The 15,685-nt window shown below is 36.2% G+C and carries 9 protein-coding genes and 4 pseudogenes; 5 read left to right on the top strand and 8 right to left on the bottom strand.

Going from position 1 to position 15,685, the window contains the following annotated elements; genetic code table 11:
- Positions 1-154 precede the first annotated feature (154 nt).
- The 3 genes from dapB to carB all read left to right on the top strand — a co-directional run bounded on the left by dapB (position 155) and on the right by carB (position 5,816).
- Positions 155-976 (top strand): 4-hydroxy-tetrahydrodipicolinate reductase, encoded by an 822-nt coding sequence (gene dapB, locus AYJ55_RS16095; protein WP_063657248.1) that lies wholly within the window; start codon positions 155-157, stop codon positions 974-976.
- Positions 977-1,411: 435 nt separating this feature from the next.
- Positions 1,412-2,578, top strand: coding sequence for a glutamine-hydrolyzing carbamoyl-phosphate synthase small subunit (gene carA, locus AYJ55_RS16090; RefSeq protein ID WP_425393817.1), 1,167 nt, complete (start codon positions 1,412-1,414; stop codon positions 2,576-2,578).
- A gap of 13 nt (positions 2,579-2,591) precedes the next feature.
- Complete coding sequence (gene carB / locus AYJ55_RS16085; protein ID WP_063657246.1) at positions 2,592-5,816, top strand: carbamoyl-phosphate synthase large subunit; 3,225 nt, start codon at positions 2,592-2,594, stop codon at positions 5,814-5,816.
- A gap of 278 nt (positions 5,817-6,094) precedes the next feature.
- Here the strand turns inward: carB and AYJ55_RS16080 are convergent, their stop codons facing one another.
- From AYJ55_RS16080 to AYJ55_RS16045, 7 genes and pseudogenes are all read right to left on the bottom strand, one after another.
- A complete protein-coding gene (locus AYJ55_RS16080) occupies positions 6,095-6,751 on the bottom strand; it encodes a DedA family protein (RefSeq protein WP_063657245.1) in 657 nt (218 codons plus the stop codon).
- A gap of 274 nt (positions 6,752-7,025) precedes the next feature.
- Positions 7,026-7,494, bottom strand: a pseudogene (locus tag AYJ55_RS16075) (transposase); the annotation flags it as partial.
- Between the two features lie 44 nt (positions 7,495-7,538).
- Complete coding sequence (locus AYJ55_RS16070; RefSeq protein ID WP_063657243.1) at positions 7,539-8,363, bottom strand: IS630 family transposase; 825 nt, start codon at positions 8,361-8,363, stop codon at positions 7,539-7,541.
- Positions 8,364-8,399: 36 nt separating this feature from the next.
- Positions 8,400-8,572, bottom strand: a pseudogene (locus AYJ55_RS26540) (transposase); the annotation flags it as partial.
- A 9-nt stretch (positions 8,573-8,581) separates the two neighbouring features.
- Positions 8,582-9,744 (bottom strand): IS3 family transposase gene (locus tag AYJ55_RS16065; RefSeq protein WP_162505633.1). Its coding sequence is split into 2 segments (ribosomal slippage): positions 8,582-9,489 and positions 9,489-9,744, totalling 1,164 coding nucleotides; the frame shifts between segments, so codons are not numbered across the junction.
- Positions 9,745-9,796: 52 nt separating this feature from the next.
- Positions 9,797-10,351 (bottom strand): annotated as a pseudogene (locus AYJ55_RS16055) (transposase); the annotation flags it as partial.
- Positions 10,352-10,538: 187 nt separating this feature from the next.
- Positions 10,539-11,230, bottom strand: a pseudogene (locus AYJ55_RS16045) (IS701 family transposase); the annotation flags it as partial.
- A 548-nt stretch (positions 11,231-11,778) separates the two neighbouring features.
- On the opposite strand from AYJ55_RS16045, the gene exbB reads away from it, so the two are divergent.
- Complete coding sequence (gene exbB / locus AYJ55_RS16040) at positions 11,779-12,717, top strand: tonB-system energizer ExbB (protein ID WP_063657239.1); 939 nt, start codon at positions 11,779-11,781, stop codon at positions 12,715-12,717.
- A 6-nt stretch (positions 12,718-12,723) separates the two neighbouring features.
- The gene (exbD, locus tag AYJ55_RS16035) at positions 12,724-13,152 is read left to right on the top strand and encodes a TonB system transport protein ExbD (RefSeq protein ID WP_063657238.1); all 429 of its coding nucleotides are present in this window, start codon (positions 12,724-12,726) and stop codon (positions 13,150-13,152) included.
- A gap of 1,353 nt (positions 13,153-14,505) precedes the next feature.
- Here exbD and rdgC read toward each other — a convergent pair.
- Complete coding sequence (gene rdgC / locus AYJ55_RS16030) at positions 14,506-15,414, bottom strand: recombination-associated protein RdgC (RefSeq protein WP_063657237.1); 909 nt, start codon at positions 15,412-15,414, stop codon at positions 14,506-14,508.
- Positions 15,415-15,685 lie beyond the last annotated feature (271 nt).

Here is a 15,685-nt window from a genome sequence, read left to right as displayed (position 1 = left end):
TGAATTTTTTAGTGCAGCAATTTATCTATTAATTAAGCCAACTTTAATGGCTTTTTTTTGTCACTGACGGTTGTTGTAAGCGTTAAGCTAGGATGAATGTTAATCTTATCGAACTCAGGATATTTAATCTGCTTTTAACCAAGAGAGATAAACAATGACTAATTCAGATATTCGTGTTGCCATTGTTGGTGCGGGTGGCCGCATGGGACGTGAACTAATCAAAGCAGTTTCACAACAGAATGGCGTTGTTTTAGGGGCTGTATTAGAAAGAAAAGGTTCAAGTATAGTAGGTACTGATGCTGGTGAATTAGTCGGTATTGGCCGTTTAAATGTTATAATTAGTGATGAACTAATTAATGTTTTAGATAAATTTGATATTTTGATCGATTTTACCCGTCCCGAAGGTACGCAATATTACCTGTCAGTTTGTAAAAAATATGCCAAAGCGATGATTATTGGTACTACAGGTTTTAATGAAACTGAACAGAAGTCGATTGAAGAAGCGGCGAAAACGATCCCTATTATATTAGCAGCCAATTTTAGTGTCGGCGTTAATTTGATGTTGAAGTTATTAGAAAAAGCCGCAAAAGTGATGGGCGAATATAGTGATATTGAAATTATTGAAGCTCACCACAGGCATAAAGTCGATGCGCCCTCAGGAACAGCCTTAGCAATGGGCGATGTTATTGCCAAGTCAATTGGCCGTGATTTAAAAGATTGTGCAGTGTATGGTCGCCAAGGTATTACTGATGAAAGAGAAAATAACAGCATTGGCTTTGCAACGATTAGAGCTGGCGATATTGTTGGCGAGCATACGGCGATTTTTGCTGATATAGGTGAAAGAATAGAGATAACTCATAAAGCATCAAGTCGGATGACGTTTGCAAATGGGGCTGTGAAGGCCTGTTTGTGGTTAAAAGGGGAAAAAAGTGGTTTATATAGCATGAAAGATGTATTAAATTTAGAAAATATTTAATTTTTTATTTATCTATTCGTTTGATAAATAAAAATTAATTTTAAATTTGTGATTTTTTTCTGGCCGTTATTAAGTTTTTTATTTGATAACTTTTATTTCTATTATTTAAAATAAAAATTTTATTGACTTAAGATGATTTTTTGCGCATTTACTATAATGAAATTTATCTAAACCATACTTTTACAATTATTATGCTATGCAATCGATTATTTTGCTAAGATAATTTATCATTTTACTAGTTACATTGATTTTTTATTATAAATTAACTAAAAAAGCAATAAAAAATTATTTTTTACTAGACAATCACTCTTCTCATCATTAGAATACGCACAATTTGTCAAAAATTTGCTTAAATTCCATTTTGGCACGAATTTATTGGCTTACGCATGAATAAATATGCTCAATACGTCATTTTTTATTCTTCTGGAGGGTATTTTGATTAAGCCAGCTATATTGGTTCTGGAAGACGGAACCCAGTTTCATGGTCATTCCATTGGGGCTGAAGGAATTGCTGTTGGAGAAGTAGTTTTTAATACATCAATAACTGGATATCAAGAAATTCTCACTGATCCTTCCTACTCCCGCCAAATTGTTACACTCACTTATCCCCATATTGGAAACACAGGAATTAACCCAGATGATGAAGAGTCCGCCATCATTCATGCCCAAGGGCTTGTTATACGTGATTTACCGTTAATTTATAGTAACTTTCGTGGAAAAGATAGTTTATCTGATTATTTAAAACGCCATAAAACAGTCGCCATTGCTGATATTGATACCCGTAAGCTTACGCGGCTATTAAGGGAAAAAGGCGCGCAAAATGGTTGCATTATTACTGGTGAAAATTTATACATCGATTTGGCATTAGAAAAAATTAAGTTATTTGGTGGAATAAAAGGGCTGGATTTAGCTAAAGAAGTTGCTACTAAAGACATTTATACTTGGCAGCAACAGAGTTGGCATCTTGGTGCCGATGGATTATCGGCAACTAAGGCACGGGAGCAACTGCCTTATCATGTCGTTGCTTATGATTTTGGTGTTAAACGAAATATTTTACGTTTACTCGTTGATCGTGGCTGTTATTTGACGGTTGTGCCAGCAACAATAGCGGCTGATGAAGTATTAAAAATGGCACCTGATGGCATTTTTCTTTCTAATGGCCCGGGTGATCCAGCAGCCTGTGATTATGCAATTAAAGCAATTAAACAGTTTTTAACAACAGAAATACCTATTTTTGGTATTTGCTTAGGTCACCAATTACTGGCATTAGCCAGTGGGGCTGATACCGTTAAAATGAAATTTGGCCACCATGGCGGTAACCATCCAGTAAAAGATTTAGTTAATAATCGCGTCATGATCACCACACAAAATCACGGTTTTGCAGTCGATGAAGCAACATTATCTGACAAATTGCGCGTGACCCATAAATCACTGTTTGATGGAAGTTTACAAGGCATACATCATACCGAGAAGCCTGTATTTGGATTTCAAGGGCATCCCGAAGCAAGTCCAGGCCCTAAAGATGCAGAATCCCTATTTGATTATTTTATTGAATTGATTAAAAAATATCATCAAACAAATTTAGATACTCAAGTTGATTGATCAGGAGCAAAAAATGGCGAAGCGGACAGATATCAAAAGCATCCTGATTTTAGGTGCGGGTCCAATTGTTATTGGCCAAGCTTGTGAATTTGATTATTCAGGTGCACAAGCGTGTAAAGCACTACGTGAAGAGGGTTATCGAGTTATTTTAGTTAATTCCAATCCGGCGACAATCATGACGGATCCGGATCTAGCTGATGCTACTTATATTGAGCCGATTCAGTGGGAAGTGGTACGCAAAATTATTGAAAAAGAACGTCCTGATGCGATTTTGCCTATGATGGGAGGGCAAACTGCTTTAAACTGTGCTTTAGAATTAGAGCGTAAAGGCGTATTAAAAGAATTTGCTGTTACCATGATTGGCGCAACTGCTGATGCAATTGATAAGGCAGAAGATCGTCAGCGATTTGATAAAGCAATGAAGAAAATTGGCCTTGAAACTGCACGTTCAGGAATTGCTCATTCCCTGGAAGAAGCGTTAGGCGTAGTAGCAAAAGTAGGTTTCCCATGTATTATTCGCCCTTCATTTACTATGGGCGGCTCGGGTGGTGGTATTGCATATAACAGTGAAGAGTTTGAAGATATTTGTCTGACAGGTTTAGATCTTTCACCGACCAACGAATTATTGATAGATGAATCGCTGATTGGTTGGAAAGAGTATGAAATGGAAGTGGTGCGTGACAAAAATGATAATTGCATCATTATCTGTTCTATTGAAAATGTCGATGCAATGGGGATCCATACGGGAGATTCTATCACTGTCGCACCCGCTCAAACTTTAACTGATAAAGAATATCAAATCATGCGCAATGCATCGATGGCGGTGTTGCGAGAAATTGGTGTAGAAACTGGTGGTTCAAATGTTCAATTTGCCGTAAATCCTAAAACTGGCCGCTTAATTGTTATTGAAATGAATCCACGAGTATCACGTTCTTCGGCCTTGGCATCTAAAGCAACCGGTTTTCCTATTGCTAAGGTTGCAGCAAAACTTGCCGTAGGTTATACACTTGATGAATTAATGAATGATATTACCGGAGGACGGACACTTGCTTCTTTTGAACCTTCTATTGATTATGTCGTGACTAAGATCCCACGCTTTAACTTTGAAAAATTTCCTGGTAGTAATGATCGTCTGACAACACAGATGAAATCTGTTGGTGAAGTAATGGCTATTGGGCGAACTTTTCAAGAATCAATGCAAAAAGCATTGCGTGGACTAGAAGTTGCCGCAACGGGTTTTGATCCTAAAGTAGATTTAGATGAATTCGACTCGTTAACAAAAATTCGCCGAGAATTGAAAGATGCTGGAGCTGAACGTATCTGGTATATAGCCGATGCTTTCCGCGCAGGTATGTCTGTGGATGGTGTATTTAATCTAACCAATATTGATCGTTGGTTCTTGGTACAAATTGAAGAGCTTGTTCGTTTAGAAGAGAAAGTTGCTGAGTTTGGCATTAATGGCTTATCGGCAGAATTCTTGCGGCTCTTGAAACGAAAAGGGTTTGCTGATATTCGTTTGGCTAAATTAGTCGGTGTTTCTGAAGCTGAAATCCGTAAATTACGCCAAAATTATAAACTGCATCCTGTTTTTAAGCGAGTTGATACTTGTGCAGCAGAGTTTGCCACAGATACCGCTTATCTCTATTCCACTTATGAAGATGAATGTGAAGCCAACCCTGGCAATAGTAAATCTAAGATTATGGTACTTGGTGGTGGACCAAACCGTATTGGTCAAGGAATTGAGTTTGATTATTGCTGCGTTCATGCTGCGTTGGCGTTACGTGAAGATGGCTATCAGACAATAATGGTAAACTGTAATCCTGAAACGGTTTCTACTGATTATGATACATCTGATCGTCTTTATTTTGAACCAGTAACGTTAGAAGATGTATTAGAAATAGTCAGGGTCGAACAACCTGAAGGTGTAATTGTGCAGTATGGTGGCCAGACACCTTTAAAATTGGCGCTTGCCTTAGAAAAAGCGGGTGTTCCAATTATTGGCACTAGCTCGGATGCGATTGATCGCGCTGAAGATCGTGAACGTTTTCAACAAGTAGTGGCCCGTTTAGGACTTAAGCAACCAGAAAACGCCACGGTTACGACAATTGAACAGGCTATAGAAAAGGCTCACAGTATTGGTTATCCATTAGTTGTGCGTCCTTCCTATGTTTTAGGCGGGCGGGCAATGGAAATTGTCTACGATGAAACTGACTTACGTCGGTACTTTCAGACAGCGGTAAGTGTTTCCAATGATGCGCCAGTATTGCTCGATCATTTCCTGGATGATGCCATTGAGGTTGATGTAGATGCCATTTGTGATGGGGAAACCGTATTAATTGGTGGTATTATGGAGCATATTGAACAGGCGGGCGTTCACTCTGGTGATTCGGCCTGTTCCTTGCCACCTTATACTTTGAGTCAGAATATACAAAATGTCATGCGTGAACAGGTAAAAGAACTGGCCTTTGAACTACGCGTTCGAGGATTAGTGAATGTTCAATTTGCGGTTAAAGATAATGACGTCTATTTAATCGAGGTGAATCCACGTGCTGCGCGTACAGTGCCTTTTGTATCAAAAGCAACAGGAATACCACTGGCAAAAGTGGCTGCTCGTGTCATGGTCGGGCAATCTTTAGCTAAACAGGGTGTAACGAAAGAAATTATTCCCCCTTATTATTCGGTAAAAGAAGTCGTATTACCATTTAATAAATTCCCTGGCGTTGATCCTATTTTAGGGCCAGAAATGCGTTCCACCGGTGAAGTTATGGGTATTGGTCGCACTTTTGCCGAAGCATTTGCTAAAGCTATGCTTGGTTGCTCTTCTACTATGAAAAAATCTGGCCGCGCATTACTTTCAGTAAGAGAGAATGATAAAGCCAAGGTTGTTGATTTAGCGGCTAAATTAATTGCTCATGGTTTTGAGTTAGATGCAACTCATGGTACCACAATTGTGCTTGGTGAGGGCGGAATTAACCCGCGTTTAGTTAATAAAGTGCATGAGGGACGCCCTCATATTCAGGATAGAATAAAAAATGGTGAATACAGTTATACTGTCAATACTACCGCGGGCCGTTGTGCAATAGAAGATTCGAAGCTGATTCGTCGTAGTGCATTACAATATAAAGTAAATTATGATACCACTATCAATGGCGGTTTTGCGACCGCGATCTCTCTCGATGTCGATCCTACAGAGCAGGTTATCTCTGTCCAAGAGATGCATAAAATGATCCAGCATTAACTATTACTGACTATTTGACACGAGTTTCGCACAGGCATATAAAATTCCAGAAATGGCTTAAAAGCAATGGTTAATTTGCAAGTTACTAAAACGTATGAATTTGTTTAAATTACAATGAGTTGCTGAGTTGCTTTTAATTTATAAGATTTTGTCTATTTATATACTATGCTGAATTAAACTTAAAAATAGAGCGTTTTTTATTGGTGCGAAACTCGTGTTTGAAATGGCCTATTTAACAGGGCCATTTTCTTATTCTGCGCGAATAAAATCCATAATATTTAATTGCTTTTTTTATGTTTCCAATATACGACAAGTGAGCCAATAAATCCACTAATGAGTAGCAGTATCGGTAAAAGTATTAAAATATTCATAACGATATTCTCATGGCGTTTTATAAAAGAAATTTGATTTATTGCGTAACCTAGAGAAACAATGATCCCAATCCATAATAGGCCGCTAAGCCAATTGAATAGTTGAAAGCGCCGGTGGCTCAAAGTCGAAAGTCCTGCTAAAACTGGCAATAGTGTTCGCACAAAAGCTAAAAAACGACCGATCAAAAGCGCATATAAGCCTTGGTTATTAAATAATCGGTTTGCACGATCGTGATACTCTTGTGGGATCTGTTTTAACCATTGTTTTACTAAATGGGTATCACTAAGCCAGCGTCCTTGTAAAAAACCTAACCAGCAACCTAAGCTAGCAGCAATAGTTAAAATAATAATTGTGGGAATAAAGGAAAGAACACCTTTTGCAATCAAAGCACCGGAAAGAATAAGCAACGTATCTCCTGGCAGAAATGCGGCAGGAAGAATACTGTTTTCTAATACAATAATGGTAAAAAGTACAGCATAAATAATCCATAAAATATCGGGATTATTTAGTTTAGCAAAATCATGATGCCAAATTGCCATCACGATCTCATTGAGAACTTGCATAGCTTACCCTGTTAGGAACAACCAAATGAAGAATCGATATAGTTGCCAGTTTACCTTAAAAAACTGAATTATGTTGGATTTATTCAAGCGTTAAGTATAAAAGCCAGTTAGATAAAAAATGTTTATTTGACACGAGTTTCGCACAGGCATATAAAATTCCAGAAATGGCTTAAAAGCAATGGTTAATTTGCAAGTTACTAAAACGTATAAATTTGTTTAAATTACAATAAGTTGGTTTTAATTGAGGGTGTTCATAATTCTGTGTCAGGGGATTTTATCTTTTGATTATACCATCTAGGCGCCCTTTAAAATAGATGGACAATTGAGCAATGATGGTTAACGCCCAGTTACTAATCGGCATAGTCCATTTGTTGGATACCTGATTGATGCCAATATAGAGTAATTTTAATAAGCTGTTTTCATTAGGAAAAGCCCCTTTGGTTTTAGTTAATGTCCTAAACTGCCGATGAACCGCCTCTACTGCATTGGTCGTATAAATGGGTTTTCTAATGGCTTTAGGGTATCGAAAATAAGCACTGAGCAACTCCCATTTACTTCGCCAGGATTCTAGCACTATCGGGTATTTTTCATCCCATTTCGTTTCCAGTTCATCAAGTGCAAGCTCAGCAGTCTTTAGTATCTGCACGATAAACCGGCTTAAAATCAGCCATAAAGGCTTTTTGGTCTTTACTGGCAATATAACGTAAGCTATTGCGAATTTGATGAACTACGCATAGCTGACTGTCTGCGGGAAAATACTGGCTATAGCTAGGCGACTTAATTTTGATTACAGCATATGTATTAAAAACAGGTCATCGATAGTGCATCCTGTTTCCATCTTTTTACGTTTAGCTTGAGACCATTTATGTTCTATAGGATTTAAATCTGGTGAATACACAGGCAAATATTCTATCTGGTGTCCTGCGTTTATAATTGCCTGTTCAATATTCTTACCTTTGTGAAAGCTAGCGTTGTCCATAAAAATAACAGAATTTTCAGGAAGTTCTGGGAGCAATATTTTTGTGATCCAAACATAAAAAACATCACGGTTAATATTGCAATCAAATAATCCGATAGCAAAAAGGGTTGTTCCCAATAAAGCGCCAATAACATTTGTTCTTCCCTTAGCACCCCAGTTTTTCAGGCCAAAACAACGGTGACCTTTTGGGGAATAGCCGTGAGTTCGTGGAGTGTCATGTGAAAAACCACTTTCATCAATAAAAACAACAGATTTATCTTTTTTTTTCATACTGTTGTCTTTTTTGCTGATGTGCCAGCCTGTCGCTTTCGTTGGTTTTTGGATGGAATAGAGTTTTTTTTTATAGGTTAATCCCAGCTTTTTAAGGGATTGCCAAATAGTCTTTTTACAAACACCGAATCGCTCTGCCCGTTCCTTTTGGTAAGCATCTGGATACTGTTCCACATCTTTTGCTAAAGCATTTTTATCGAGCTTCCTCTTACGTGGCGTTGAATTTTTTGGCTCTGGTCGTTTAAGCCAACGTACTAAAGACGCTTTTCCAATACGGAATTGTTTCGCAGTTTCTCGAATTGTTAAACCTTCGGCTTTCCTTACAGATATTACTTTACGTCGAAAATCAATTGTATAACTCATAACACACCTTGTAATCAAAATTAAGTCGCCTAGCTATATCGCTTCTGGAAACCCTTTTAATCCGTCAATACAAGCATTAAAATATCTTGTATACCACGGTTATGTAAGTCAGTCAGAACGCTCAGCCAATGATGTGCTCCTTCTGTTTCAGACATATAGAGTCCTAACAATTCCTTATGCCCATCGGTGGTTAGTCCAAGTACTGTGTAGTGTAGTGGTCAACTAAAATTGGCCACCCTACCTGACTGTTCACGGAACAGTCGCTCTGATTCGTTTGGCGTTAATCCACCGTTATACCAGTGAGGTCTTATATCGCTATAGTAGTGGGTTATGTAGCGAATGATGGCTGACTGAGCAGTACTAAAGCTTTGGTAGCCAGTCGTTGGCACCCATTCGGTCTTCAGACTACGGAAGAATCGTTCCATCGGACTATTATCCCAACAATTCCCTCTGCGACTGATACTTTGGGTCATCTGATAACGCCACAATGCCTGCCTATACTGACGACTGGTATAATGACTTCCCTGATCACTATGGAACATCACCTGTTTGGGATGCCCACGTAGTTCCCAAGCCATTTGTAGTGCTTTGGCGGTTAATTCTGAGTCTGGTGCAAATGACATTGCCCAGCCCACCGGTTTTCGGGCGAACAAATCCAATACCACAGCCAGATAGGCCCATCGTGAGCCTGTCCAAATATAGGTTACATCGCCGCACCCCTGGTCAGGCTTTGTAACAGCGAACTGCCTATTGAGCAGATTTGGAATATCAATACGTTCATTTCCACCGCGGTTGTATTTATGTTTTCGCTCTTGGCAACTGACGATGATTAATTCTTTCATCAACTTACCCGCTAACCACCGCCCAAGTTTCACGTTGTGTGTATTGGTAACCATCGTGGCGATAGTCCTTGCGCCAGCAGAGCCGCCACTAACGTTCCACGCTTCGCTGACTAGGCTACGTTTTATCGTCCGCTCAATATCTGGCTCCTTAGGCCGACACCAATAGCGATAACTGCTTCGGTGAACATTAAAAATACGACACAAAGTTTTCACCGGATAAAGCACTCTTAGCTTTTCAACTACCGAAAATTTTTCAGTGAGTCGGACATTAAGAGCGCAGTAGCCTTTTTTAAGATGTCATTCTCCATTTCCAGCCGGTGGATTTTTTTCTTCATTTCTCTGAACTCAATTTGTTCAGGTGTTAATGGCAGACCAGGCGATGTTTTCCCTTGACGTTCTAAACGAAGGGCTCTTACCCACCGGCTAATCGCTGAAAGACTGACGTTCATGCCTTTCGCGGCTTCCTGGTAGGTGTAATTTTGGTCAAGGACTAATTTGGCGGTTTCACATTTAAATTCAGCAGTAATTATTTTACTCATTTCGGCACCTATAAAAATTATGAGGTAAGCATATCACCTCAACTTAGGTAGCCAAATTTAGTATGCCACTACAGTAGATTGCCTTATTGATATAGTGACCATCATGTTTTATCTTGTAATGAATGGCATCGAGCCAGACAAAAGGATAGAGCGCCTCCAGAGGGTGTTGTTGCCAGGCTTTTAATTCAGGGAGTAATTTGTCAGTAATATGCGTAATAGCTCCATCTGATATTTCCAGTCCATATAATTCTGCAACATGTTTTTGAATATCACGATAACTCATGCCTAATGCAAATAACGATAGGATTTTGTTATCAATATCCTCGGATAATTTTGTCTGATTTTTCTTAATGAGCTGAGGCTCAAAAGCACCTGACCTGTCTCTGGGCGTTTTCAGTTCAAATTGATCTGGTGTCGATTTAACCGTTTTTCGAGTATAGCCATTTTTACGCGTATCGATTGACGTTGTCGATAGGTAGTGTTCTATTTCTGCCTGCAGGGCAGCTTCGGTCAGCTGTTTTATGAGTGGTGTGAGTATTCCATCCGTACCGAGTAAATTTTTACCTGATTGTAATTGCTTCAACGCTTCATCAAAATTAAATGACACGAGTTTCGCACAGGCATATAAAATTCCAGAAATGGCTTAAAAGCAATGGTTAATTTGCAAGTTACTAAAACGTATAAATTTGTTTAAATTACAATAAGTTGCTTTTAATTTATAAGATTTTGTCTATTTATATATTATGCTGAATTAAACTTAAAAATAGAGCGTTTTTTTATTGGTGCGAAACTCGTGTTACCATGTAATCAATACGGCCGTTTTTGGCTGTAAATTTGAAAACAGTCACCCAACCATAACCTCGTAAGTGTATTAAGGTTCCTTCTTCTGAGATGTCTAACTTGTTCAGTTGTTTGTTATGGTTAACAATCCTGTTTTTCCTCAGCGTGGTTACCCTGACCCAACCATGAGAGCGAATTGATTTCAGATTATCCAGGCTAGAATACCAGGCATCCATCACTACCGCTTCTGGTATGATCCCTCTTTTTTAGCAAGAGCGAGCATTTCGGAAAAGTGCGTATTTTTTGTTTTTCCATCAGAATCTTTATCATAAATACGATAATCAATAGGAATTGATTCAACAGTTGTTAGATTATGCCAAAGTAAATTAACTAAACCTACGCCAGCAATAATATCATGTTCATTACCTGAATATTGATAATGGACCATCTCTATTTTTTTACTACGTGTTTTGGCAATCAATGTATCATCGGCAATTAGTACGCAAGGGCTTTTTTTGTCTATAGAAGGTTGAACTAATCGCCATAAGTCTTTAGGTCGAAAACATCGACTTTTTAGCCATCGACTAATAGTGTCATGAGATAAAGGCGATGGGCTTACTTCTGATAACGCCAAACCAGAGTATCTTACACTGCTTACTTGTAAGAATGTTTTATAGATATTTTTAATGCATGGATAACCGGACAAAATATAAGCACCCTAATTTTTTCTTGTTTTTAAATTTATACTTCTTTTTTGGAGATTGCGAAACTCGTGTTTATTTAACTGCTATCAATAAGTTTTGCTGCAATTTGACTTGTTTTAATAACTGATAATCGCAACAGATATTTGCCATTTTTAATATTTGCTTCTCTCAAACACGAGTTTCGCACCAATAAAAAAACGCTCTATTTTTAAGTTTAATTCAGCATAATATATAAATAGACAAAATCTTATAAATTAAAAGCAACTTATTGTAATTTAAATAAATTTATACGTTTTAGTAACTTGCAAATTAACCATTGCTTTTAAGCCATTTCTGGAATTTTATATGCCTGTGCGAAACTCGTGATAAATAAAAAATTCATCAAATAGTAATGATAATTACTATCAAATGATTTAATGTCTGGTATGATCACTCAGTTTTTCATAATGTAAGCGTGGTAAATCAAAATTTACTACCAATAGACTAGCTGGCATAAGTTATGATCAGCTAAAAGGATCACGTTAAATAACCGAAGAGTGATAGCCAACTGATGCGTAAATTGATAGCTTCTATTTTATTGGCAATGAGTTTGATAAATATAACATTCGCCGAGACAAATCCGGCAGGTCTGTCTGAGCAGTTTCAGCCTGTTAATACACTTAATCAGCAAGATATATCCACTACAAATCAAATCCAAACGACTTCAGCTAATGAAGAGCAATCGAGCGAGAAACAGCTTGCTGCGGAAAAAAATTTAGTGAGTCTACAACAGGAACCTAATTTATTAACTGCACAAGGAGGATTTGATCAAGATCTTTCGGTTTGGAGTATGTATCAGCATGCTGACATGGTTGTAAAGGTAGTAATGCTAGGATTAATTGTTGCTTCAATCATTACCTGGGCACTGTTTTTCTCAAAAAGCATCGAATTGATTGGAGCATACCGACAGCTACGAAAAGAACAACAAAAACTATCTAAAGTAAAATCACTCGATGATGTGGTAGAAATTGCTGCAACATTTAAAAAAAGTAGTGTTACTAGAAAATTATATGATGAAGTTGTGGCGGAAAAAACATTATCAGCTGGCAGTCATGATTCAAATGGAACCAAAGATCGTGCCAGTTTTCGCCTTGAAAGAGTGGTTGCTTCAATTAGTCGTTACATGGGACGAGGTAATGGTTATTTAGCAACCATAGGGGCAATTTCTCCCTTTATCGGTTTATTTGGTACGGTTTGGGGAATTATGAATAGCTTTATTAGTATAGCCCATTCTCAGACGACTAATTTAGCAGTTGTTGCGCCCGGTATAGCAGAAGCTTTGTTGGCCACAGCAATAGGGCTGGTAGCTGCGATACCGGCGGTGGTTATTTATAATTTATTTGCACGCATGATTAATACTTACCGTGGTCAACTGGGTGATGTAGCTGCTCAAGCGACGGTATTATTAGGTAGAGATTTGGATTTAGCTGATAGTAAAAAAGAAAGGTAAGTGCTTATGGCGATCCGTTTAAACGATGATTTAAATGATAATGGTGAAATGCATGAAATTAATGTTACACCATTTATTGATGTAATGTTGGTTTTACTGATTATTTTCATGGTTGCTGCACCTTTAGCGACAGTAGATATTAAAGTTGATTTACCGGCTTCTGCAGCTAAACCCCAACCTAGACCGGAAAAACCGTTATTTTTAACAGTGAAAGCGAATGGTCAAATGTATGTTGGAGAGCAAAATGTCTCTCAGGAACAATTGGCATCAGCATTGGATCTAATAACCGGTACAAATAAAGAAACCACTATTTTTTTTCAAGCAGATAAAACAGTAAATTATGAAAAGATAATGGATGTAATGAACTTATTACGTAAATCTGGCTATCTTAAAGTGGGATTAGTTGGCATAGAAATGTCACAGAGTACAAAATAGAGTATTGCTAATAATGTCAAAACTGGGTAATTAAATACCCAGTATTTATTCAATTAGGTTAGTAATAAATCAATAGTGTTATATATTTTTATATTTCATATCCATGTTAATTATATGGTTAATAAGTAATATAATTAATAATTCCAAATTTATTAATGTAGTAAAATAATAAACTATTAATTGAAGTTAAGATATAACAACAAAAAATTTATATTCATATTTTATATTATTTATGGTTATTAATTTCATTTTTCTTAAGCTAATAAATTGGAAGTAAACATTAGCAATTTTTTATTATATACTAGTTAAATTCTATTTATAATATATATAATTCTAATGAATACACTAAGTAAGATCAGTTTTAATGTACAGTATAATTACCTATAAAAAATAAGGTAATTTAATTGCGTTATAAATTGACAAAATAATTTAACAAAAAAATACTTGCATCAAAATAGAGTTTAATTATAGAATAAATATTAGATAATATATTATTAATATTGTAGATAATCACTATTGATAGCAGAATTTTTGTATTTATTTGTATAAACAATATAGTTATGTTTACAATAGAATTTATATCTAATTGTATTTATTAGCTAATTAACATGAGCATTTCCTAAGCTAGCTATGATTTACAGCTATTTTTTAGAAATTTTAATGGGCTGACTGATTTGATAACTACATACAGCAAAGTATATCAATAATATTTAACTATATTAGTATTAACGTTATCTAGCCAAAATAACGTTTTTTTTAATCTATCACGAGTTTCGCACAAGAATATAAAATTCCAGAAATGGCTTAAAAACAATGGTTAATTTGCAAGTTACTAAAACGTATAAATTTATTTAAATTACAATAAGTTGCTTTTAATTTATAAGATTTTGTCTATTTATATATTATGCTGAATTAAACTTAAAAATAGAGCGTTTTTTTATTGGTGCGAAACTCGTGTCTATTTAATATTTTCAATATAAAAATCGGTATATTCAATTCTCTGTTAAGTAAATAAGAAAAATTCTTATTTGCTTTTTAATATATTTATATTATTGATTTTAATAAAACTCCCTGCCTTATATAACTGAAACAGTTATTGCTATTATTTTTAGCGATAAAATCCTAATCTGAGAATCATAAATAATAATCTATATGGTTGGCAATTTTGTAATAAAAAGTATATAAGTTATTACAAATAATTATATTTATTCATTTAAACAAATAAAGGTATAGTGATATGAGTTTATTTATCATTCAGCCAGGGAAGGGGGAATTTACCTAATCGATAAAATTAAATTGGCGATTAAAAATCGCCATTCCCAATGGTTTTAGTGCATTACTAAGCCAATCACATTAAGTATTCATTTCTGCACTTAAAGCATCAATTAGGCATTTTATCAACGCACTTATTTTGTTTGTCATCAAGATATAATCAGCATCAAAACGTTGGGCAAAATCTGTTTTATCAATATCATCATTTTGTTCTTTTATTAGATCACTAAATTTTAGTCTTTTAACAGTTCCGTCGTCCGAAAGAATGAATTGAATACGCTCTTCCCATTCTAATGCTAATTTTGTTACCCGTTTTTTAGCTTCAATATGGGCAATAATTTCATCGCAGCATAAATCTTGTTTTTTACAACGGATCACGCCATCTTCTTCAACAGGTGCTTTTAATTCAGCTTCGTCCAATAAACTAAAACCATTGGCTGGTTGGCCCGAGCGTACCCACTCAGTTAATGTCAGTTCGATCGGATTTTGATAACTTAAAGGTACAACTGGCAGCGAACCTAATGTTTTACGTAAAAAAGCCAGGTTATCTTCAGCACGCTTAGTACTGGCTGCATCTACGATAATCAGGTTATTGATTATATCTAACCAGATATAAGTATGACTGATTTTACTAAAAGCTCTGGGCAAAAGCGCATGAATTACTTCGTCTTTCAATGGATCTTTTTCGCTTTTTTTCAGTTTTCGCGCCTGAGCTGTTTCTAGTTTTTTAATTTTTGCTTGTAACTCTTGTTTGATAACTTGTGCTGGCAGCAGTTTTTCTTCCTTCTGTGCACAAAGTAGAATTTGATTATTAACCGAGTGTATTAGCGCTTCACTGTGAGGCTCCATCGGTGACGTCCAACCTATTTTCATCATATCTTGGCTTCCGCATGGGCTATAAGCCAGTGTGGCAAGTTGTTTTTCAAGCTTATCGACGGATAATGTAAATTCCCGATTTAAGCGGTAGATCATTAAATTTTTAAACCACATCTCAAGGCTTCCTCGTTATTCCTTTTCAAAAAATCGTGGATATAATAACGGATCACACACTTCGACCCTAGTTTTCAATTGCAATTTTTACTGCTTAAGTCAATTTTAATGGGGTTTATCCATCTGGATATGTCACTTTTATCTTAAATAATAATGTATTTATAGTGATAAATTGATTCTAAAATTAAACTTTTACAATATAAGGTAATATTTTGTTATCCATTATGATTAAAATAAACTTCTAACAATAAAAGGATAATTTTAATAATAG

Origin of the sequence: Candidatus Arsenophonus triatominarum (assembly GCF_001640365.1) — a bacterium.
Lineage (GTDB): Bacteria > Pseudomonadota > Gammaproteobacteria > Enterobacterales > Enterobacteriaceae > Arsenophonus > Arsenophonus triatominarum.
This window is presented reverse-complemented; position numbering and strand designations above follow the sequence as displayed.

Bases quoted from the DNA above. Each gene is read 5' to 3' on its own strand.
- dapB (WP_063657248.1), top strand. From the start codon at position 155: ATGACTAATTCAGATATTCGTGTTGCCATTGTTGGTGCGGGTGGCCGC.
- carB (WP_063657246.1), top strand. From the start codon at position 2,592: ATGGCGAAGCGGACAGATATCAAAAGCATCCTGATTTTAGGTGCGGGT.
- AYJ55_RS16080 (WP_063657245.1), bottom strand. From the start codon at position 6,751: ATGCAAGTTCTCAATGAGATCGTGATGGCAATTTGGCATCATGATTTT.
- AYJ55_RS16070 (WP_063657243.1), bottom strand. From the start codon at position 8,363: ATGAGTTATACAATTGATTTTCGACGTAAAGTAATATCTGTAAGGAAA.
- exbB (WP_063657239.1), top strand. From the start codon at position 11,779: ATGCGTAAATTGATAGCTTCTATTTTATTGGCAATGAGTTTGATAAAT.
- exbD (WP_063657238.1), top strand. From the start codon at position 12,724: ATGGCGATCCGTTTAAACGATGATTTAAATGATAATGGTGAAATGCAT.
- rdgC (WP_063657237.1), bottom strand. From the start codon at position 15,414: ATGTGGTTTAAAAATTTAATGATCTACCGCTTAAATCGGGAATTTACA.